The following is a 21,066-nucleotide window of genomic DNA, read 5'->3' as shown; positions in this document are numbered from 1 at the left end:
ACGTCGCAATCCACACCGAACCCGGAAGGCCCTCACCCGTTCAAGACCTCTCAGCCGAGACCTGGCTCACCTGTCCACAACCTCCCCGGACAGAAAACCTAGGCCTCCCTCCGCACCTCCACCATCCGGAAGCGGTTGGCCACGAAGGCGCTGTCGGTGAGGGCCGCGTTGGCCGCGGGGTTGCCGCCGGAGCCGTGGAAGTCGGAGAAGGCGGCCGTCTGGTTGACGTACACCCCGCCGGTCAGGTTCAGGGAGAGCTGGGCCGCCTCCTCCAGGCAGACCTCCTCGACGGCCTGCTCGGTCGCGGCGTCCGTGGTGTACGCGCCGACCGTCATGGCGCCCTTCTCGCGGACGGTGCGGCGCAGCAGCTCCACGGCGTCCGTCACCGAGTCGACGGCGACCGCGAAGGAGACCGGGCCGAAGCACTCGCTCGTGTACGCCGCCTCGTCGTCCGGCTTGGCGCCGTCCAGCTTGACGATGACGGGGGTGCGGACCACCGCGCCCGGGAACTCCGGGTTGGTGATCTCACGGGAGGCGAGGGCGACCTCGCCGAGACCGGCCGCGGCCTCCAGGCGGGCCTTGACGTCCGGGTTGACGATCGCGCCGAGCAGCGCGTTCGCGCGGGCGTCGTCGCCGAGCAGGCCGTCGACCGCGCGGGCGAGATCGGCGGTGACCTCGTCGAAGGTCTTGTGCCCCTGGTCGGTGGCGATGCCGTCGCGGGGGATGAGCAGGTTCTGCGGGGTGGTGCACATCTGGCCGCTGTACAGGGACAGCGAGAACGCCAGGTTGGACAGCATGCCCCGGTAGTCGTCCGTGGAGTGCACGATCACCGTGTTGACGCCGGCCTTCTCCGTGTAGACCTGCGCCTGGCGGGCGTTGGCCTCCAGCCAGTCGCCGAACGCCGTGGAGCCCGTGTAGTCGATGATCTTGACCTCGGGACGCAGCGCGAGGGTCTTCGCGATGCCCTCGCCGGGGCGCTCGGCGGCCAGCGCGACCAGGTTCGGGTCGAAGCCCGCCTCGGCGAGCACGTCCCGTGCGATCCGGACGGTCAGCGCGAGCGGCAGCACCGCGCGGGGGTGCGGCTTGACCAGGACGGCGTTCCCGGTGGCCAGGGAGGCGAACAGGCCCGGGTAGCCGTTCCAGGTCGGGAAGGTGTTGCAGCCGATGACCAGGCCGATGCCGCGCGGGACCGCGGTGAACCGCTTGGTGAGGACCAGCGGGTCGCGCTTGCCCTGCGGCTTGGTCCACTGCGCCTGCTCCGGTGTGCGGATCTGCTCCGCGTACGCGTACGCCACCGCCTCCAGGCCGCGGTCCTGGGCGTGTGGGCCGCCCGCCTGGAAGGCCATCATGAACGCCTGGCCGGAGGTGTGCATGACCGCGTGTGCGAACTGGTGCGTGCGGTCGCTGATCCGCTTCAGGACCTCCAGGCAGACCGCGGCCCGCAGCTCCGGGCCCGCCTCCCGCCAGGCGCGCTGCCCGGCCCGCATCGCGGGCAGCAGCACGTCGATGTCCGCGTGCGGGTAGGCCACGCCCAGCTCGATGCCGTACGGAGAGACCTCCCCGCCCACCCAGTCGTCGATGCCCGGCTGGTCGGCGAGGTCCAGGCGGTTGCCCAGCAGGGCGTCGAAGGCGGCCTTGCCCGCCGCCGCGTCCAGGCTGCCGTTCTCGCCGTACGCCTTCGGGTGCTCGGGGTGCGGGGACCAGTACGCGCGGGTGCGGATCGCTTCCAGCGCCTGGTCGAGCGTGGGCCGGTGCTTCCGGAGCAGCTCGTGGGCGGTCGGTACGGCGGCCATGCGGGACCAACTCCTCGTCTGGAGAGCCTCTTCGTCGAGTCCGTGACCTGGGCAGCGGCTGCCCGTCAGAGCTAGAGTAACCGAACGATCGGTCGGGACAAGGGGGTCCGGCGCATCTGTGGAAAACGTCGTGCGGGAGGATCGCGCACATGACAGGACTCGACCTCAGCAGCCCCGTGGCCGTCGTCGGCACCGGCACCATGGGCCAGGGCATCGCCCAGGTCGCGCTGGTCGCCGGCCATCCCGTACGGCTGTACGACGCCGCTCCCGGGCGGGCCCGGGACGCGGCCGGAGCGATCGGCGCCCGGCTCGACCGGCTCGTGGACAAGGGCCGGCTCGCCGCCGGCGACCGGGACGCGGCCCGCGCCCGCCTCACGCCCGTGGACGGCCTCGCCGAGCTGGCCGGCTGCGGACTGGTCGTGGAGGCGGTCCTGGAGCGCCTGGACGTCAAGCAGGGGCTCTTCGGCGAGCTGGAGGACATCGTCGCCGAGGACTGCCTGCTGGCCACCAACACCTCCTCGCTGTCGGTGACGGCGATCGGCGGCGCGCTGCGCCACCCGGGCCGCTTCGTCGGCCTGCACTTCTTCAACCCGGCGCCGTTGCTGCCCCTGGTGGAGGTGGTCTCCGGCTTCGCCACCGACTTCTCGTCGGCCACGCGCGCGTACGAGACCGCCCGCGCCTGGGGCAAGACCCCGGTGGCGTGCGCCGACACCCCCGGCTTCATCGTCAACCGCATCGCCCGGCCCTTCTACGCCGAGGCGTTCGCCGTCTACGAGTCCCAGGCGGCCGACCCGGCCACCATCGACGCGGTCCTGCGCGAGTCGGGCGGCTTCAGGATGGGCGCGTTCGAGCTGACCGACCTGATCGGCCAGGACGTCAACGAGTCCGTCACCCACTCGGTGTGGCAGTCCTTCTTCCAGGACGTGCGCTTCACCCCGTCCCTGGCCCAGCGGCGCCTGGTGGAGTCCGGCCGGCTCGGCCGCAAGAGCGGACGCGGCTGGTACGACTACGCCGACGGCGCCGAGCGGCCCGAGCCGCACACCGCCGACAAGGAGCGGCCGCCCGCCCACGTCGTCGCCGAGGGCGGCCTGGGCCCGGCGGCCGAGCTGCTCACGCTGATCCGGGAGGCGGGCATCCAGGTCCGCGAGGAGGACGAGAACCAGGGCACCCGCCTGGTGCTGCCCGGCGGCGGGGACCTGGTGCTGGCCGACGGCCAGACCTCCGCCGAGTTCGGCGACGTCGTCTACTTCGACCTCGCGCTGGACTACCGCAGGGCCACCCGGATCGCCCTGTCCGCCTCCCCGGACACCTCGCCGCGGACCCTCGCCGAGGCCACCGGGCTCTTCCAGGCACTCGGCAAGGACGTCAGCGTCATCGGCGACGTCCCCGGCATGATCGTCGCGCGCACCGTCGCCCGGATCATCGACCTCGCCCACGACGCCGTCGCCAAGGGCGTGGCCACCGAGGAGGACATCGACACCGCGATGCGCCTCGGCGTCAACTACCCGCTCGGCCCCTTCGAGTGGGACCGCAGGCTCGGGCGGGACTTCGCCTACGACATCCTGGACGAGATGCACGAGCGCGACCCTTGCGGACGCTACGCGCCGTCCCTCGCGCTCTACCGGCACGCCTACGCCAACGACCGGCGGGAGAGCACCTCATGACCACCGCCCGACGCGACACCTACACTCCCGAGACGCTGCTCTCCGTCGCCGTGCGGGTCTTCAACGAGCGCGGCTACGACGGCACTTCCATGGAGCACCTGTCCAAGGCCGCCGGCATCTCCAAGTCGTCGATCTACCACCACGTCAGCGGCAAGGAGGAACTGCTGCGCCGGGCCGTCAGCCGCGCCCTGGACGGGCTGTTCGCGATCCTGGACGAGGAGCACGCGCGCGCGGGGCGCGCCGCCGACCGGCTGGAGCACGTGGTGCGCCGCATGGTGGAGGTGCTCACCGCCGAGTTGCCCTACGTCACGCTGCTGCTGCGCGTGCGCGGCAACACCGAGACCGAGCGGTGGGCGCTGGAGCGGCGCCGCGACTTCGACCACCGGGTGGCCGGGCTGATGAAGGCGGCGGCGGACGACGGGGACATACGCGGCGACGTGGAAGTGCGGCTCGCCACCCGGCTGGTCTTCGGGATGATCAACTCCATCGTGGAGTGGTACCGGCCGGACGTGCGCGGCGCCAGCGACCGGGACGTGGCCGACGCCGTCGTCCAGCTGGTCTTCTCCGGGCTGCGCCGGGGCTGACCTCAGCCGTCCGGCTCCAGGTCCTCCTCCTCGAATACCAGCAGCGTGCGGGTGCTGAGCACCTCGGGGATCGCCTGGAGCCGGGTCAGCACCAGCTCGCGCAGCGCCCGGTTGTCGGGCGTGTGCACCAGCAGCAGCACATCGAAGTCGCCGCCCACCAGGGCGATGTGGGAGGCGCCGGGCAGCCGGCGGAGCTGCTCACGGACCGTGCGCCAGCTGTTCTGCACGATCTTCAGCGTGATGTAGGCGGACGTGCCGTGGCCGGCCCGCTCGTGGTCCACGCGGGCGCCGAACCCCCGGATCACCCCGTCCTCGACGAGCCGGTTGATCCGGGCGTAGGCGTTGGCGCGCGAGACGTGGACGCGCTCGGCGACGGAGCGTATCGAGGCGCGGCCGTCCGCTTGGAGGATCTTCAGGATGTCCTGGTCGATGGCGTCCAGCGGGCGCGGCGGCGGCAGCGCGCCGCCCTCCCGCGGCCCGTCGGCCATTTGTTCAGGCGCCATGTCCCCCCGCTTCCTCGCCGTGGACGTCCTGCGTTCATTCCAGGCTGTGCAGAACCGTTTGTCCACAGCCGGGGGGTGCCTGTAGCCAAAATGTGCCGACGACCGAACAATCGGTAGGTGAGACGGGTCACAGCCGACCCGTCTCCGTAGCCACTCCCACGAGGAGGTGCCGTCATGACGGTTCTGGAGCAGCGGGGCGCGTACCGGCCGTCGCCGCCGCCCGCCTGGCAGCCCCGTACGGACCCCGCGCCGCTGCTGCCCGACGCCGAGCCCTACCGCGTACTCGGCACCGGGCCGGCCGCCAGGACCGCCCCCGACCTGCTGCTGCGGCTCTATACCCAGCTGGTGCGCGGGCGCCGCTACAACACGCAGGCCACCGCCCTGACCAAGCAGGGCCGGCTCGCCGTCTACCCGTCCAGCACCGGCCAGGAGGCCTGCCAGATCGGTGCCGCCCTGGCCCTGGAGGAGCGCGACTGGCTCTTCCCCAGCTACCGCGACACGCTCGCCGTCATCGCCCGGGGCGTGGACCCCGTCGAGGCGCTCACCCTGCTGCGCGGCGACTGGCACGGCGGCTACGACCCCTATGCCCACCGGGTGGCCCCCCTCAGCACCCCGCTGGCCACCCAGTTGCCGCACGCCGTCGGCCTCGCCCACGCCGCCCGCCTCAAGGGGGACGACGTGGTGGCGCTCGCCATGGTCGGCGACGGCGGCACCAGCGAGGGCGACTTCCACGAGGCGCTGAACTTCGCCGCCGTGTGGCAGGCCCCGGTCGTCTTCCTGGTCCAGAACAACGGCTTCGCCATCTCCGTGCCGCTCGCCAAGCAGACCGCCGCGCCCTCCCTGGCCCACAAGGCCGTCGGGTATGGCATGCCGGGCCGGCTGGTCGACGGCAACGACGCCGCGGCCGTGCACGAGGTCCTCGACGAGGCCGTTCGGCACGCGCGCGCGGGCGGCGGTCCCACCCTGGTGGAGGCGGTGACGTACCGCCTGGAGGCCCACACCAACGCCGACGACGCCACCCGCTACCGGGAGGACGCCGAGGTCGCGGCCTGGCGTGCGCACGACCCGGTCGAGCTGCTGGAACGCGAGCTGACCGGACGCGGACTGCTGGACGAGGCCGGCATCGAGGCCGCCCGGCAGGACGCCGAGACCATGGCCGCCTCCCTGCGGGAACGCATGAACCGGGACCCCGAGCCGGACCCCATGGCGCTCTTCGACCACGTCTACGCGGAGAGCACCCCCCAACTGCGCGAGCAGCGCGCCCTGCTGCGGGCCGAGCTGGAGGCCGAGCGGGAGCAGTCCGGCGGATCCGGCGAGGAGCCCGGCGCGCGGGAAGGCGGCGCCCGATGACCACCGTCGCCGTCAAGCCCGCCACCCTGGCCCAGGCGCTCACCCGCGCGATGCGCGACGCCATGGCCGACGACCCCGCCGTGCACGTCCTGGGCGAGGACGTCGGCACCCTCGGCGGCGTCTTCCGTGTCACCGACGGACTGGCCAAGGAGTTCGGCCAGGACCGCTGCACCGACACCCCGCTCGCCGAGGCCGGCATCCTCGGCACCGCCGTCGGCATGGCGATGTACGGCCTGCGCCCGGTCGTGGAGATGCAGTTCGACGCCTTCGCCTACCCGGCGTTCGAGCAACTGGTCAGCCACGTCTCCCGGATGCGCAACCGCACGCGCGGCCGGGTGCCCCTGCCGATCACCGTGCGCGTCCCCTACGGCGGCGGCATCGGCGGCGTCGAGCACCACAGCGACTCGTCCGAGGCCTACTACATGGCCACCCCGGGCCTGCACGTCGTCACCCCGGCCACCGTCGCCGACGCCTACGGCCTGCTGCGCCGGGCCATCGCCTCCGACGACCCGGTGGTCTTCCTGGAGCCCAAGCGGCTCTACTGGTCGAAGGACGCCTGGAACCCCGAGCGGCCCGAGGAGGTGGCGCCCCTCGGACGCGCGGTGGTGCGCCGCCCCGGCACCAGCGCCACGCTGATCACCTACGGCCCCTCGCTGCCGGTCTGCCTGGAGGCCGCCGACGCCGCCCGGGCCGAGGGCTGGGACCTGGAGGTGATCGACCTGCGCTCCCTGGTGCCGTTCGACGACGAGACGGTCTGCGCGGCCGTCCGGCGCACCGGCCGCGCGGTCGTCGTCCACGAGTCCACCGGGTTCGGCGGGCCGGGCGGAGAGATCGCGGCCCGCATCACCGAACGCTGCTTCCACCACCTGGAGGCACCCGTGCTGCGCGTGGCCGGCTTCGACATCCCCTACCCGCCGCCCATGCTGGAGCGGCACCACCTGCCCGGCGTCGACCGCATCCTGGACGCCGTGGCCCGGCTGCAGTGGGAGGCGGGGAACTGATGGCCCGGGTGCTGGAGTTCAAGCTGCCCGACCTCGGCGAAGGACTCACCGAGGCGGAGATCGTCCGCTGGCTGGTCCAGGTCGGCGACGTGGTCACCGTCGACCAGCCGGTGGTCGAGGTGGAGACGGCCAAGGCGATGGTGGAGGTGCCCTGCCCCTACGGCGGCGTGGTCACCGCCCGCTTCGGCGAGGAGGGCACCGAACTGCCCGTCGGCGCCCCGCTGCTGACGGTCGCCGTCGACGAACCGGAGGGCGGCCCGGAGGGCTCGGGCAACGTCCTGGTGGGCTACGGCACCCAGCCACCGGCGGCCCGCCGCCGCCGGGTCCGGGCGGGCACGGCCACCGCCGACGGGCAGCCCCGGCGCACCGCGGCCGCCGGGACGGCGCCCCACGCGCGCGTGGCCGCACCGAAGGCGGCACCGACACCCCCGCCCGTCGAGGGACCGGTCCCCGTGATCTCCCCGCTGGTGCGCAAGCTCGCCCGGGACAACGGCGTCGACCTGCGGCAGCTGAGCGGCTCCGGCCCGGACGGCCTCATCCTGCGCGCGGACGTCGAGGACGCCCTGCGCACCCGGGGCGCCCCCGCGGGTGCGGCCACCGGCCGGGCGGCGCCGGCTTCCGCGGGGAGCGAACCGGCCGTACCGGTCGCCGCGGCGGTTCCTCGCGGCGAGGACGGGGTGCGGATCCCGCTCAACGGCGTCCGAGGCGCCGTGGCCGACAAGCTCGCCCGCAGCCGCCGGGAGATCCCGGACGCCACCTGCTGGGTCGACGCCGACGCGACCGGACTCCTGCGCGCCCGCGCCGCGATGAACGAGGCCGGCGGCCCCAGGATCTCCCTCCTCGCGCTGCTCGCCCGGATCTGCACCGCCGCACTGGCCCGGTTCCCCGAGCTGAACTCCTTCGTGGACACCGGGGCACGCGAGATCGTCCGGCTCGACCGCGTCCACCTCGGTTTCGCCGCCCAGACCGACCGCGGACTGGTCGTGCCGGTCGTCCGGGACGCCCACGCCCGCGACGCCGAGTCCCTGACCGCCGAGTTCGCCCGGCTCACCGAGGCCGCCCGCACCGGCACGCTGACCCCCGGGGAACTCACCGGGAGCACCTTCACGCTGAACAACTACGGCGTCTTCGGCGTCGACGGCTCCACACCGATCGTCAACCACCCCGAGGCGGCCATGCTCGGCGTCGGCCGCATCGTGCCCAAACCGTGGGTGCACGAGGGCGAGCTGGCCGTCCGTCAGGTCGTGCAGCTCTCGCTCACCTTCGACCACCGGGTGTGCGACGGCGGCACGGCGGGCGGCTTCCTGCGGTACGTGGCGGACTGCGTGGAACAGCCGGCGGTGCTGCTGCGCACCCTGTGAGGGACGGGCGTGCGCATCCTGTGACCCCCGCCCGGTCCGCAAGGAGGGGGCGACGGGACATACTCGTGGGGTGACCGACGCCGCACCCGCCGCACCCGGGACACCCGCCACGTACGACGCCGTCGTCCTGGCCGGCGGGTCCGCCCGGCGGCTCGGCGGGGCCGACAAGCCCGGCGTCCGGGTCGGCGGCCGGGCCCTGCTCGACCGGGTGCTCGCGGCCTGCGCCGACGCCCGGACGACCGTCGTCGTGGCCGCGCCCCGGCCCACCGCCCGCCCGGTGCGCTGGACGCGCGAGGAACCGCCCGGCGGCGGCCCGCTCGCCGCGCTGGCGGCCGGACTGCGGCACACCACCGCCGACCGCGCCGTCGCCGACCGTGCCACCGCCGCCCGCGCCATCGCCGACCGTGCCACCGTCGGGCGCACCACCGCCGACCGCACCGTCGCCGAGTACACCGCCGTCCTCTCCGCCGACCTGCCCTTTCTCCGGTCCGCCACGATCGGGCGGCTGCTGACGGCCCTTCGGGGCACCGGCGCCGACGGCGCGCTCCTCACCGACGCCGACGGCCGCGACCAGCCGCTCGTGGCCGTCTACCGCACCGCCGCCCTGCGCCGCGAGCTGGCCGCCCTCGCCGCCGCCCCCGACGGGCTCACCGGGCTGCCCCTGCGCCGGCTGACCGGCGCCCTCCGCCTCACCCGCGTCCCGGATCCCCTCGCGTCCTTCGACTGCGACACCTGGGACGACATCGCCGACGCCAGGGCACGCATCAGGGAGCATGGGCACGTGTTGGATGAATGGATCTCCGCAGTCAAGGACGAGCTGGGCATCGACCTGGACGTCGACACCGGCGTCCTGCTCGACCTGGCCCGGGACGCCGCCCACGGCGTGGCCCGCCCGGCCGCCCCGCTGACCACCTTCCTCGTCGGCTACGCCGCGGCCCGGGGCGCGGGCGGCCCCGAGGCCGTCGCCGAAGCCGCCCGCAGGGCCGCCGCGCTGGCCCTGCGGTGGCAGGAGGAGAACGACGGCGACGGCAAGAGCGCGAGCGGCGGGGGCCCGAGCGCCCCGGACGCCGGATGACCGCCCCCGGCACCCGGGCCGCAACGCCCGCCGACGCCGACGACACCGACGACCTCGACGTCGAGGAGGCCCTGGCGCTGGTGAGGGAACCCCACAGGGAGCCCGGGGACGACGGCCCGGCAAGCGGCCCGCCCGCGGGTCCGGCCGCGCGGCAGTCCGGCGGGCCCGCCGATCGGCACACGGCCACCCCCTGGCCCCACGCCCGCGAGATCGCCGCCCGCGCCGCCCGCACCGCGCGCGCCCACGGCCGGGACGACCCGGCGGACACCCCGGCCGGACCCCGGCGCGCCCCCGTCTCCGCGGCCCTCGGCGACGCCCTCGGGCTGGTCCTGGCCGCCCCCCTGGACGCCCTCGCCGACCTTCCTTCCTTCGACACCTCCGCGATGGACGGCTGGGCGGTCGCCGGCCCCGGCCCCTGGCAGGTACGGGAGGAGGGCGTCCTCGCCGGGCACGCCCTGCCAGAGCCGCTCACCGACGGCGAGGCGGTCCGCATCGCCACCGGCGCCCGCGTCCCCGCCGACACCACCGCCGTCCTGCGCACCGAGCACGGCCGGACCGACGCCCAGGGGCGGCTGCATCCCACCCGCGAGATGTTCCACGGCCAGGACATCCGCCCCCGGGGCCAGGAGTGCCGCACCGGCGACCAGCTGCTGCCCGTCGGCACCCTCGTCACCCCCGCCGTGCTGGGTCTCGCCGCGGCGGCCGGCTACGACACGGTCACCGTCGTTCCCCGCCCGCGCGCCGAACTCCTGATCCTCGGCGACGAATTGCTGGCCGAGGGCCTGCCGCACGACGGGCTGATCAGGGACGCCCTCGGCCCCATGCTGCCGCCCTGGCTGCGTGCGCTCGGCGCCGACGTCATCGCCGTGCGCAGGATCGGCGACGACGCCCGGGCGCTGCGCAAGGCGGTCACCGGTTCCCGGGCCGACCTCGTCGTCACCACGGGCGGCACCGCCGCCGGACCCGTCGACCACGTCCACCCGGTCCTGGAACGCATCGGCGCCGAACTCCTCGTCGACGGCGTCAAGGTGCGCCCCGGCCACCCCATGCTGCTGGCCCGCACCAAGGACGGCCGGCACCTCGTCGGCCTGCCCGGCAACCCGCTCGCGGCCGTCTCCGGGCTGCTCACGCTCGCCGAGCCGTTGCTGCGGACCCTCGCCGCCCGGCCCGCGCCCGAGCCGTACACCCTGCCCCTGAAGGAGGCGGTGCAGGGGCACCCGTACGACACCCGGCTCATCCCCGTGGTGCTGCGCGGGGACCATGCCGTGCCGCTGCGCTACAACGGTCCGGCGATGCTCCGCGGCATCGCCGCCGCCGACGCGCTGGCCGTCGTGCCCCCGGGCGGGGCCCGGCAGGGCGAGGAGGCGGAACTGCTGGACCTGCCATGGGCCAGCGCCGGAATCGGGGTGTGTTTCACGTGAAACTTCCGGGCCACGACGCCATCGCCCGCCAAGCGGACGAGCATCTGGTGACCCATCGGGTGAAACTCCCGAGGAAAGTGATGGAACGCCCGGTCCGCCAGGTCGTCAAGCGACTGGTCATGGCCCTGGTGGTGCTGGTGGCCACCGCGCTGATCGTCTACTTCGACCGCGACGGCTACCACGACAACGCCGACGGCTCCGTCGACCTCCTCGACGCCTTCTACTACGCGACCGTGACCCTCTCCACCACGGGGTACGGCGATGTCACCCCGGTCGGCGACGGGGCCCGGCTCGCCAACATCCTGCTCATCACGCCCCTGCGCGTGCTGTTCCTGATCATTCTGGTCGGCACCACGCTGGAGGTCCTCACCGAACGCACCCGTGAGGAATGGCGCCTGAACCGCTGGAGGTCCACCTTGCGCGATCACACCGTCGTCATCGGCTTCGGCACGAAGGGGCGGTCGGCCGTCCAGACCGTCTGCGCGACCGGGCTGAAGAGGGAGCAGGTCGTCGTGGTCGACCCCAGCTCCAAGGCGATCGACGCCGCGAACGCCGAGGGCTACGCCGGGGTCATAGGCGACGCCACCCGCAGCGACGTGCTCAAGCGGGCCGAGGTGCACAAGGCCCGGCAGATCATCGTCGCCCCGCAGCGCGACGACACCGCCGTCCTCGTCACCCTGACCGCCCGCCAGCTCAACCGCGGCGCCAAGATCGTGGCCGCCGTCCGCGAGGAGGAGAACGCCCCGCTGCTGCGCCAGTCCGGCGCCGACGCCGTCATCACCAGCTCCGGCGCGGCCGGCCGGCTGCTCGGCCTGTCGGTGCTGAGCCCGGCCGCCGGCATGGTGATGGAGGACCTGATCCAGCAGGGCAGCGGACTCGACCTCGTGGAGCGGCCCGTGGTGCGCGCCGAGGTGGGCAAGACGCCGCGCGAGACGGACGACCTGGTGCTGAGCGTCGTCCGCGGCCACCGGGTGCTCGGCTACGACGATCCGTCCGTCGGCACCCTCCAGCTGACGGACCGGCTCATCGCCATCGTCCGGGCCACCCCGGGCAGCCAGGTCACCCCGGACACCCGCCCCCTGCCGCACGGCTGACGGGGCCGGTGGGGAGTAGCGTCACCCGCATGCATGCGATCACGATTCCCGAACCCGGTGGTCCCGAGGCACTGGTGTGGGCGGAGGTCCCCGATCCGGTGCCCGGCGAGGGCGAGGTGCTGGTCGAGGTGGTGGCCAGCGCCGTCAACCGCGCCGACATCCTCCAGCGCCAGGGCGCCTACTCCCCTCCGCCCGGTGCCTCCCCCTACCCCGGCCTGGAGTGCTCCGGCCGGATCGCCGCGCTCGGCCCCGGCGTCTCCGGCTGGGCCGTCGGCGACGAGGTGTGCGCGCTCCTCGCGGGCGGCGGCTACGCCGAGAAGGCCGTCGTACCGGCCGGACAGCTGCTGCCGGTGCCCGAGGGCCTCTCCCCCCGGCAGGCGGCGGCGCTGCCCGAGGTGGTCTGCACGGTCTGGTCCAACGTGTTCATGGTCGCCCATCTGCGTCCGGGCGAGACGCTGCTGGTGCACGGCGGCTCCAGCGGCATCGGCACCATGGCGATCCAGCTCGCCAAGGCCGTCGGCGCCAGGGTCGCGGTGACCGCCGGCACGCGGGAGAAGCTGGACCGCTGCGCCGAGCTGGGCGCCGACGTGCTCATCAACTACCGCGAGCAGGACTTCGTCGCCGAGATCAAGCAGGCCACCGACGGCGCGGGTGCCGACGTCATCCTGGACAACATGGGGGCCAAGTACCTGGACCGCAACGTCCAGGCCCTCGCCGTCAACGGACGCCTGGCCATCATCGGCATGCAGGGCGGTGTGAAGGGCGAGCTGAACATCGGCGCGCTGCTGAACAAGCGGGGCGCCATCAGCGCGACCTCGCTGCGCGGCCGCCCGCTGGAGGAGAAGGCGGCCATCGTCGCCGCCGTGCGCGAGCACGTGTGGCCGCTGCTCGCCGACGGGCACGTCCGGCCGGTCGTGGACCGGGAGGTGCCGATGCCGGAGGCGGCCGAGGCGCACCGGCTGGTGGAGGACAGCGGTCACATCGGCAAGGTGCTGCTGGTCGCGCCGTAGCGGCCCGCCGCCCCCGCGCGGTTCGCTCAGCTCCTGCGCAGTCTCAGGCCCAGCAGGGCCAGGCCGAGGCCCAGCCCGATGAGCACGAGGCCGCTGCCCAGCGGCAGGATCCTCAGGACCGGCTCCGTGGCGGCCTCGCTCCGCGGGGCCGCCTGCCGGGTGCCGGTCCGCGGCGCGGGCGGGGCGGAGTCGGCACCGGCCTCCTCGGGCGGCTCCTCGGAGGCGGCGGGCACGTCCGTGGTCTCCGGCTCCGCCGGCTGGACGGCCGGGGTGGCGGCGGCGGAGTCGTCCTCGTCCTCCGCCTCGGCCGGGGGCCCGTCCGGCCGGCCCGGACGCATCCGCCCCTCCCCGGGCCTGCTGCCCGCCCGGGTGGGCTCGGTCCAGGCGAGGGAGCGATAGGGGTGGACCGACGCCGACGCGGAGCCGGGCGGCACAGGGACGGGGGCGGCCGAGCCCTCCAGCGCGAGCCCGGCGGACGGGGAAGGCCCCCGGCCCGGCCGGCCGTGGTCCGGTCGGTCCCGGTCCGGATGATCGCGCCCGGGATGTTCCCCCTCGCCGGCGCCGCGCCCGGTGTCCGGAGGGCCGGTGTGCGGACGGGCCGCGGCGGAACGGGTCCCGGCCGAGTGGCCCGGGGCCGGGTGCCCCGGCAGCGACCACGCCGGCGGCGCGTCCCGCGCGGGTCCCGGCCGCTGCTCGCCGTAGTGCGCGGACGCGGCGGCGGGGCCCGGCTCGGCGGTGTGCGCGGGCGGGCTGCCGTACACGACGGCGATGCCGTACCACGGCAGCGCCGCCGCCGTGAGCACGGCCGGAAGCCGCAGACAGCGGAGCGTGAGTCGCAGGCGTGGAGTCACGTCGGTGACCTCCCGGAGCCCAGGTGTCGTGACCGATGGATAACCGACCGGAACCAGCCTCACATCCGATCCCGCAGAGGGCATGCCGGATTGGGCCGATGGGTCGAAGCGGCCGGACGGCGCCACGCGGGGGCGCCACGATGCCGAGGTGGGGGCGTGCGAGAGAATGTCGGCATGGAGATGCCGAGGAACGAACGGTCGCCGGAGAATCCCCAGATCCTCGTCGTGGGTCAGGACGGGATGACACTCGGCGGCGGGGACGAGGACTCCCGCGAGACCCCGGTGACGGAGCAGGTGGAACAGCCGGCCAAGGTCATGCGGATCGGCAGCATGATCAAGCAGCTGCTGGAGGAGGTGCGGGCGGCTCCCCTCGACGAGGCCAGCCGGGTGCGGCTGAAGGAGATCCACGCCAGCTCCGTGAAGGAGCTGGAGGACGGTCTGGCTCCCCAGCTGGTGGAGGAGCTGGAGCGGCTCTCCCTGCCGTTCACCGACGACGCCACCCCGAGCGACGCGGAACTGCGGATCGCCCAGGCACAGTTGGTGGGCTGGCTGGAGGGCCTCTTCCACGGGATCCAGACGACGCTGTTCGCCCAGCAGATGGCCGCGCGGGCCCAGCTGGAGCAGATGCGCCGCGCGCTCCCGCCCGGCGTGGCCGGTCCCGAGGGCGGCGACGAGCACCACGCGGGCGGCCGTTCGGGCGGCCCGTACCTGTAATCCGCGCCCGAAGCGCTCACCCGACCCGACTACGACACGAAGGGGCCCGGCGGACGACCGCCGGGCCCTTGTCCTGTCCCGTGGCCGTGGGGCGGGCGCGCGAGGGCCGCGCCCCGGCCGCCGGTCACTGCGGGGGATTGCCCGTGGACACGTTCAGCTGGATGGTGCCCACGTCGTCCGGGTCGACATCGGCGCCCTGCTCGGGGAACTGCTTGAGGACCGTGCCCTCGCCCCAGGTGTTGTCGTCCTCGTGGCCGATCTTCCACTTCCAGCCCGCGGCCTGGAGGCACTGCTTCACGGAGGCGATGTCCTTGTACCGGAAGTCGGGCAGCTCGATCTTGTCGGAGTCGCGCCAGGACTCCTGCGGGTCGGTGCACGCGCTCTTGTCGATCCGCCGCGTGGGGTCCGGCCCGCGGTAGCCCGCCCGGTGGGACGCGGACGCCGACGCCGAGGCACCGGTGCCCCCGGCCTCGGCGTCGCCGCCGTCGCGCAGCGTCAGCGCGACGACCACCCCGGCGACCACGATGGCCGCCACCGCGACCGAGGTGATGACCGCCGGCCGTCTGCCGCGCCCCGGCCCGGCGGACGGCCGGTTCTGCCGGGGCGGCTGGGGCGACATGGTGTACGGCGGCGGGGTCGGGGCGGTGCCCTGCGGGCCGTAGGCGGCGGGCGGGGCCTGGTAGCCGCCCTGCGACGGGTAGCCGTAGGCCGGGGCGGGGGCCGGGTGGCCGTACGGGTGCGGGGGCGGGGCCGGCTGGTACGGCGTCCGGACCTGCCCGTGCGGGGCGGGGGCCGCCTGGTCGACCGGCGGGAACACCGCGGAGCCGACGCCGGAACCGCTCTGCCGCGGCCCGGCGTCCGGCACGATGCTCGGCGGAGCCGCCCCCAGGGAGGCCGCGACGCGCAGGCACTCGTCGCGCATGGCCTCGGCGGTCGGGAAGCGTTCGTTCGGGTTCTTCTTCAGCGCGCGGGCCACCAGCGCGTCCACGGCGGGCGGCAGCGAGCGGTTGACCGAGGAGGGCGCCACGGGCTCCTCCTGCACATGCGCGTACGCGATCGCCAGCGGCGAGTCCGCGTCGAACGGCAGCCGCCCGGTGACCAGCTGGAAGAGCATGATGCCGACCGAGTACAGGTCGGAGCGTGCGTCCACGCCACGGCCCAGGGCCTGCTCGGGCGAGAGGTACTGCGGGGTGCCCACGACCATGCCGGTCTGGGTCATCGAGGTGACGCCGGACTGCATGGCGCGGGCGATGCCGAAGTCCATGACCTTGACCACACCGCGCTTGGTCGTCATCACGTTGCCCGGCTTGATGTCGCGGTGGACCAGCCCCATCTCGTGGCTGATCTCCAGGGCGGCGAGCACGTCGGCGGTGACCTTCAGCGCCTTGTCGGCGGGCATCGCGCCGTACTGCCGGACGTCCTCCTCCAGGACCGAGCCCAGCGGCCGGCCCTCGACGTACTCCATGACGATGTACGGCGTGGCCATGCCGTCCAGCTCGTCCTCGCCGGTGTCGAAGACGGAGACGATGTTGGTGTGCGTGAGCTTGGCCACGGCCTGCGCCTCGCGGCGGAAGCGCTCGCGGAACGCCGGTTCCCGGCCGAGTTCGGTGTGCAGGGTCTTGATCGCGACCGGACGGTCCAGCACCGTGTCGTGCGCCAGGTGCACCGAGGCCATGCCGCCCTCGCCGAGCAGGTCGCGCAGCTGGTAGCGGCCCTGGGCCAGGGCCTGCCCCGCGTACCGGCCCCGTGCGCCGTGCTGGCTCATCTCTCCGCGTCCCCCAGTGGCCGTCCGGCGCCGTGATCCAGCGAACAGGCCTTGATCGAATGTCTCATTCCCGGCCAAGTCTGCCCGAGGGCACCGGCACGTCAAGCTCGGTGCCCGTTCCGTGACCGTACGCGCAAGAAGCGTCGCGCAAGCGTTACAGGGGACGTACGACCAGCACACGGAATTTGCACGACAGCGCGTGCTGGGGGTTTCATGACCGGTCCCGTCTCGGGTCCGTCCCGGTCGCGGTTCCGGACCGGCGGCCCCCACGAAGGCTGTAGCGTGGCCGACGGAGACCGTAACAACACCGCGCGCACCGCGGGCAGAAACGACGGCGAGGACTGATGGCACAGACGCAGCGCTCTCAGGGCCCGTCCGACCCCGAGGCGACTGGCGGCGGCATGTCGGACGCGCCGGAGCTGTGGGGCAACGGCGGGCTCGTCGGAGACGGCCGGTACCGGCTCACGCACCGCCTCGGCCGGGGCGGCATGGCCGAGGTGTTCGCCGCCGAGGACGTCCGCCTGGGCCGCACGGTCGCGGTCAAGTTGCTCCGCGCGGACCTGGCCGAGGACCCGGTCTCCAAGGCGCGCTTCACCCGCGAGGCACAGTCCGTCGCGGGCCTCAACCACCACGCGATCGTCGCCGTGTACGACTCCGGCGAGGACACGGTGGGCGGTCAGTCCGTGCCGTACATCGTCATGGAGCTGGTCGAGGGCCGTACCATCCGCGACCTGCTGCTGAACGCCGAGGCGCCGGGCCCCGAGCAGGCCCTGATCATCGTCTCGGGGGTGCTGGAGGCGCTCGCCTACTCGCACCAGCACGGCATCGTGCACCGTGACATCAAGCCGGCGAACGTCATCATCACCCACAGCGGCGCCGTCAAGGTGATGGACTTCGGCATCGCCCGCGCCCTGCACGGCGCGTCCACGACGATGACCCAGACCGGCATGGTCATGGGCACCCCGCAGTACCTCTCCCCGGAGCAGGCGCTCGGCAAGGCCGTCGACCACCGCTCCGACCTGTACGCCACCGGCTGCCTGCTGTACGAACTGCTCGCGCTGCGGCCCCCGTTCACCGGCGAGACCCCGCTCTCCGTGGTCTACCAGCACGTCCAGGACATTCCGGTGCCGCCGTCGCAGGTCACCGACGGCACCTGCCCGCCGGAGCTGGACGGTCTGGTGATGCGCTCCCTCGCCAAGGAGCCCGACGACCGGTTCCAGACGGCCGAGGAGATGCGCGGCCTGGTCCAGTACGGCCTGCAGATGCTGTACGAGCAGGGCGCCCACACCGGCACCTGGAACACCGGCCCGGTGGAGGCGCACGACGGCCGGCACACCTCGTCGGCCGGCTTCGCGGGGACGACCGTCATGCCGCACCCGGTGGACGCGGGCGGCACCGCGCAGATCCCGCAGCCGATCCTGCCCACGGGCTACGGCACCGGCGACGACGGCGGCTTCGAGGGGCACGGCAACAAGGGCGGCGGCCGCGGAAAGCTGTGGATCCTGGCCGTCCTCGCGGTCATCGCGATCTCGGCGGGCGTGGCGCTGGCGCTGCACAGCGGGGGCGGGGGCGACGGCGGCAAGGGCACCGACACCAAGCCGACGACGACGCACTCCAAGGACACGAAGAAGGAGTCGCCCTCCCCGACCCCGACCGAGGAGGACACCGAGGACTCGCCGGACGTCTCCACGGACACCGGTGGTTCGAACAACACGGGCGGTGGTGGCGGTTCCGGCTGGCCGCCGGCCACCACACCGTCGTATCCCCGGTCGCACACGGCCTCCTCCACCCCGAGCACCCAGCCGTCGAGCCCGCAGACCACCCAGTCGCAGCCGACGGACCCGGTGAACGGCGGGACCGACGCGGGGACCGGGGACGGCGGCACGGACGCCGGTACGGCCGACGGCGGCACCTCGGAGGGGACCACGACCGACGGAGGCACCTCGGAGGGGACCACGACCGAGGGCGGCGGCACCACCGGCGAGACCACCGGTTGAAGCGAGCCCGCGGAGAGCGGCCCGGCGTCACCCTGAGGTGACGCCGGGCGTTCACCGCCCGCCGGCCGTTCACCCGACGCCGGGCGTCCACCGCCCGCCGGCCGTTCACCCCGCGAACGCGTCGCACACCGCGTCGTACTCGCGCGTCCACCACACCGCGAGCGCCGACGCGGCCGGGAACTGGCAGTCCGCGCGCGTGTCGCCGCGCTCGTAGTGCCAGCGCAGCATCCAGAAGTCGTTCAGCCGCTCCCACCACACGCGGTGCACGGCCGCCGCCAGCTCCGAGGGCGTGGCACCGGCCGCGCGCCGGTACGCGCGCGCGTAGGCGCGCACCTTCGGCAGGTGCAGCCGCCCGGAGGGCCGCACGAAGAAGAGGGCGGCGGCGCGGACGGCCTCCTCCGCGCGCGGCTGCACCCCGAGCCGGTCCCAGTCCACGATGGCGGCCGGGGCGTCGTCCTTGTAGAGCAGGTTGAACGGGTGGAAGTCGCCGTGCACCCAGCCCACCGGGCCGCCGCGCGGCGGGCGCCGGTCCGCGTGCCGCTCCAGCAGGGCGCGGCGCTCCAGCAGCCGGAGCCGGGCCAGCTCGTCGAAGGCGTCGGCGGGCCGGTGCCGCCGCACCCGCGCGAGCAGGTCGTCGATGAGGGCGAAGGTGCCGGCCGGGTCGGCGCTCTCCACGGGGTGCGGGCTCGTCGCCGGGCGGGTGCGGCCCTTGGGCGGCATCACCCGCTCCAGACAGGCGTGGACGGCCCCCAGGAGCGCGCCGAGGCGGGCGCTCTCCGCGCGGGTGAGCTGGCCGCCGTCGCGGTGTCCGCCGTCGATCCAGGGGTGCAGGGCATAGGCGTGGCCGCCGACGACCGCGACCGTGCGGCCCTCGCGGTGCACGAGCGGCGGGGCGACGGGGACGCCGAGGTCGGCCAGGCGCTGGGTGGCCCGGTGCCGGCGCTCGATGGCGGCCGGGTCGGCGGTGTCGGGATCGAAGTGGTGCTTGAGGAAGTAGCGGCCGCGGGTGGTGCGCAGCCGGTAGCCGCGGTTGAGCAGCCCCTGGTCCACCGGCTCGCAGGTGAGGGCGGTACCTGCGGCATACAGGCGCAGCAGGGCGCCCAGAGGGGGCGCGTGAGGCACGGAGGGTGGTACACATGAGCGCGGCACGCGCCAGATGGTAGGACACATAAGGCGGCTGTGAGCTGGGCGTTGTCACAGCCTGTCATCGCTGGTCGCTTTCGGGTACCGTTCGGGCTTTTCCTCGTGCATTTGGGTGACGGTGACGGCCGCCCGGTAACGCCCCCGCACTCCGCATTCCGCTGACCGGGCGGTAATAACGGGATTTCTCCCGCTTTGTGTACGAGTCCCGTTTCACATGAAACCCTTCCCGTGACCTGGGTCGGCGGGATAACGTGCGCTTGCTCGGGCCTGTCGCAAGGCTGTGACCAGCGCGCTTTCCCACCACCTGCATTTACTTGGAAATCCAAGCAAAATCGCAGGTCAAACGGGGTTTCACAGAAATGTGGGGCACTGGGTAACGTGATGGTTGCAGGGCGCTCGCCGGGGCACCTGTCACGCCTGTTCCCGGCCGAGTGGCACCCACCCCGTGCCCGGTGGTCGAAACAGGTGAGCCGCACTGGCCTACCGGCAACCCCGGGGGCCGGAACGACGGAGGAGCACACGTGACCGTGGAGAGCAGTGCCGCGCGCAAGCCGCGACGCACCGCCGCAGGCAAAGCCGGCACCACCGGCAGCAAGACCGGAGCCACCGGCACCCAGCGCACCACCCGTACCACCCGCAGTACCGCGAAGAAGAGCGCCGACCCCGACCTCGTGCAGCTCCTGACCCCGGAGGGCGAGCGGGTCGAGAACGCCGAGTACGACGGCTACGTCGCCGGCATCACCCCCGACGAGCTGCGCGGCCTGTACCGCGACATGGTGCTCACCCGCCGCTTCGACGCCGAGGCCACCGCCCTGCAGCGCCAGGGCGAACTGGGCCTGTGGGCCTCCCTGCTGGGACAGGAGGCCGCCCAGATCGGCTCGGGCCGCGCCACCCGTCCGGACGACTACGTCTTCCCGACCTACCGCGAGCACGGCGTCGCCTGGTGCCGCGGGGTGGACCCGACCAACCTGCTCGGCATGTTCCGCGGCGTGAACAACGGCGGCTGGGACCCGAACGGCAACAACTTCCACCTGTACACGATCGTCATCGGCTCCCAGACGCTGCACGCCACCGGTTACGCGATGGGCGTGGCCAAGGACGGCGCGGACTCGGCGGTCATCGCCTACTTCGGCGACGGCGCCTCCAGCCAGGGCGACGTGGCCGAATCGTTCACCTTCTCCGCGGTCTACAACGCCCCCGTGGTGTTCTTCTGCCAGAACAACCAGTGGGCGATCTCCGAGCCGACCGAGAAGCAGACCCGCGTCCCGCTGTACCAGCGCGCGCAGGGATACGGCTTCCCGGGCGTCCGGGTCGACGGCAACGACGTGCTGGCCTGCCTCGCGGTCACCAAGTGGGCACTGGAGCGCGCCCGCAACGGCGAGGGCCCCACGCTGGTCGAGGCGTACACCTACCGCATGGGCGCCCACACCACCTCCGACGACCCCTCCCGCTACCGGGGCGACGAGGAGCGGCTGGCCTGGGAGGCGAAGGACCCGATCCTGCGCCTGCACCGCTACCTGGCGGCGTCGAACCACGCGGACGAGGGATTCTTCGCGGAACTCGAGGCCGAGTCCGAGGCGTTGGGCAGGCGAGTGCGCGAAGCGGTCCGCGCCATGCCCGACCCGGACCGGTTCGCCCTCTTCGAGAACGTGTACGCGGACGGACACGCGCTCGTGGACGAGGAGCGCGCCCAGTTCGCTGCCTACCAGGCGTCGTTCGCCGATGAAGGGGGTCACTGAG

17 protein-coding genes are annotated in these 21,066 nt (G+C 73.8%); 12 read left to right on the top strand and 5 right to left on the bottom strand.

The features are described from left to right. Window positions 1-98: 98 nt before the first annotated feature. On the bottom strand, window positions 99-1,793 hold the full coding sequence (paaN, locus tag ACZ4W9_RS15080; protein ID WP_467935713.1) for a phenylacetic acid degradation protein PaaN: 1,695 nt from the start codon (window positions 1,791-1,793) through the stop codon (window positions 99-101). A 149-nt stretch (window positions 1,794-1,942) separates the two neighbouring features. Here paaN and ACZ4W9_RS15075 point away from each other — a divergent pair, with 149 nt between their 5' ends. Beyond that, on the top strand, window positions 1,943-3,457 hold the full coding sequence (locus tag ACZ4W9_RS15075) for a 3-hydroxyacyl-CoA dehydrogenase (protein WP_467935712.1): 1,515 nt from the start codon (window positions 1,943-1,945) through the stop codon (window positions 3,455-3,457). Beyond that, entirely contained in the window at window positions 3,454-4,041 is a 588-nt protein-coding gene (locus tag ACZ4W9_RS15070; RefSeq protein ID WP_467935711.1) for a TetR/AcrR family transcriptional regulator, read from the top strand. The genes ACZ4W9_RS15075 and ACZ4W9_RS15070 overlap by 4 nt, the downstream gene beginning before the upstream one ends. Before the next feature lie 2 nt (window positions 4,042-4,043). On the opposite strand, the gene ACZ4W9_RS15065 is transcribed toward ACZ4W9_RS15070, so the two are convergent. Next, a complete protein-coding gene (locus tag ACZ4W9_RS15065) occupies window positions 4,044-4,544 on the bottom strand; it encodes an Lrp/AsnC family transcriptional regulator (RefSeq protein WP_467935709.1) in 501 nt (166 codons plus the stop codon). A 174-nt stretch (window positions 4,545-4,718) separates the two neighbouring features. On the opposite strand from ACZ4W9_RS15065, the gene pdhA (ACZ4W9_RS15060) reads away from it, so the two are divergent. The 7 genes from pdhA (ACZ4W9_RS15060) (at window position 4,719) to ACZ4W9_RS15030 (ending at window position 12,856) form a co-directional block, all read left to right on the top strand. Then, complete coding sequence (pdhA, locus tag ACZ4W9_RS15060; RefSeq protein ID WP_467935708.1) at window positions 4,719-5,894, top strand: pyruvate dehydrogenase (acetyl-transferring) E1 component subunit alpha; 1,176 nt, start codon at window positions 4,719-4,721, stop codon at window positions 5,892-5,894. Next, the gene (locus tag ACZ4W9_RS15055; RefSeq protein WP_467935707.1) at window positions 5,891-6,895 is read left to right on the top strand and encodes an alpha-ketoacid dehydrogenase subunit beta; all 1,005 of its coding nucleotides are present in this window, start codon (window positions 5,891-5,893) and stop codon (window positions 6,893-6,895) included. The genes pdhA (ACZ4W9_RS15060) and ACZ4W9_RS15055 overlap by 4 nt, the downstream gene beginning before the upstream one ends. Next, window positions 6,895-8,256: a dihydrolipoamide acetyltransferase family protein gene (locus ACZ4W9_RS15050; RefSeq protein WP_467935706.1), complete on the top strand. Its 1,362-nt coding sequence runs from the start codon at window positions 6,895-6,897 to the stop codon at window positions 8,254-8,256. The genes ACZ4W9_RS15055 and ACZ4W9_RS15050 overlap by 1 nt, the downstream gene beginning before the upstream one ends. A gap of 70 nt (window positions 8,257-8,326) precedes the next feature. Continuing rightward, window positions 8,327-9,331: a DUF6457 domain-containing protein gene (locus ACZ4W9_RS15045; protein ID WP_467935704.1), complete on the top strand. Its 1,005-nt coding sequence runs from the start codon at window positions 8,327-8,329 to the stop codon at window positions 9,329-9,331. Beyond that, the gene (locus ACZ4W9_RS15040; RefSeq protein ID WP_467935703.1) at window positions 9,328-10,752 is read left to right on the top strand and encodes a molybdopterin molybdotransferase MoeA; all 1,425 of its coding nucleotides are present in this window, start codon (window positions 9,328-9,330) and stop codon (window positions 10,750-10,752) included. Before ACZ4W9_RS15045 ends, ACZ4W9_RS15040 begins: the two co-directional genes overlap by 4 nt. Continuing rightward, on the top strand, window positions 10,749-11,846 hold the full coding sequence (locus ACZ4W9_RS15035) for a potassium channel family protein (protein ID WP_467935702.1): 1,098 nt from the start codon (window positions 10,749-10,751) through the stop codon (window positions 11,844-11,846). The genes ACZ4W9_RS15040 and ACZ4W9_RS15035 overlap by 4 nt, the downstream gene beginning before the upstream one ends. Window positions 11,847-11,875: 29 nt before the next feature. Beyond that, window positions 11,876-12,856 (top strand): NAD(P)H-quinone oxidoreductase, encoded by a 981-nt coding sequence (locus ACZ4W9_RS15030; RefSeq protein WP_467935701.1) that lies wholly within the window; start codon window positions 11,876-11,878, stop codon window positions 12,854-12,856. A gap of 26 nt (window positions 12,857-12,882) precedes the next feature. On the opposite strand, the gene ACZ4W9_RS15025 is transcribed toward ACZ4W9_RS15030, so the two are convergent. Continuing rightward, window positions 12,883-13,707, bottom strand: coding sequence for a hypothetical protein (locus ACZ4W9_RS15025; protein ID WP_467935699.1), 825 nt, complete (start codon window positions 13,705-13,707; stop codon window positions 12,883-12,885). 174 nt (window positions 13,708-13,881) lie between these two features. Here ACZ4W9_RS15025 and ACZ4W9_RS15020 point away from each other — a divergent pair, with 174 nt between their 5' ends. Further along, window positions 13,882-14,421 carry a bacterial proteasome activator family protein gene (locus ACZ4W9_RS15020; RefSeq protein ID WP_467935728.1) on the top strand — a complete coding sequence of 180 codons (540 nt, stop codon included), beginning with the start codon at window positions 13,882-13,884 and terminating at the stop codon, window positions 14,419-14,421. Between the two features lie 124 nt (window positions 14,422-14,545). Here ACZ4W9_RS15020 and ACZ4W9_RS15015 read toward each other — a convergent pair whose 3' ends face one another. After that, complete coding sequence (locus ACZ4W9_RS15015) at window positions 14,546-16,186, bottom strand: Stk1 family PASTA domain-containing Ser/Thr kinase (protein WP_467935698.1); 1,641 nt, start codon at window positions 16,184-16,186, stop codon at window positions 14,546-14,548. Between the two features lie 344 nt (window positions 16,187-16,530). Here ACZ4W9_RS15015 and ACZ4W9_RS15010 point away from each other — a divergent pair, with 344 nt between their 5' ends. Next, window positions 16,531-18,183: a protein kinase domain-containing protein gene (locus tag ACZ4W9_RS15010; RefSeq protein WP_467935697.1), complete on the top strand. Its 1,653-nt coding sequence runs from the start codon at window positions 16,531-16,533 to the stop codon at window positions 18,181-18,183. Between the two features lie 105 nt (window positions 18,184-18,288). Here ACZ4W9_RS15010 and ACZ4W9_RS15005 read toward each other — a convergent pair whose 3' ends face one another. Further along, window positions 18,289-19,305 carry a phosphotransferase gene (locus tag ACZ4W9_RS15005; RefSeq protein WP_467935695.1) on the bottom strand — a complete coding sequence of 339 codons (1,017 nt, stop codon included), beginning with the start codon at window positions 19,303-19,305 and terminating at the stop codon, window positions 18,289-18,291. Between the two features lie 542 nt (window positions 19,306-19,847). Here ACZ4W9_RS15005 and pdhA (ACZ4W9_RS15000) point away from each other — a divergent pair. Next, entirely contained in the window at window positions 19,848-21,065 is a 1,218-nt protein-coding gene (gene pdhA / locus ACZ4W9_RS15000) for a pyruvate dehydrogenase (acetyl-transferring) E1 component subunit alpha (RefSeq protein WP_467935694.1), read from the top strand. The last annotated feature ends 1 nt before the right edge of the window (window position 21,066 follow it).

The sequence above is a fragment of the Streptomyces sp. NPDC029296 genome, from assembly GCF_055569255.1.
The sequence above is the reverse complement of the archived record's forward strand: the minus strand, read 5'-3'. Positions and strand labels throughout refer to the sequence as shown.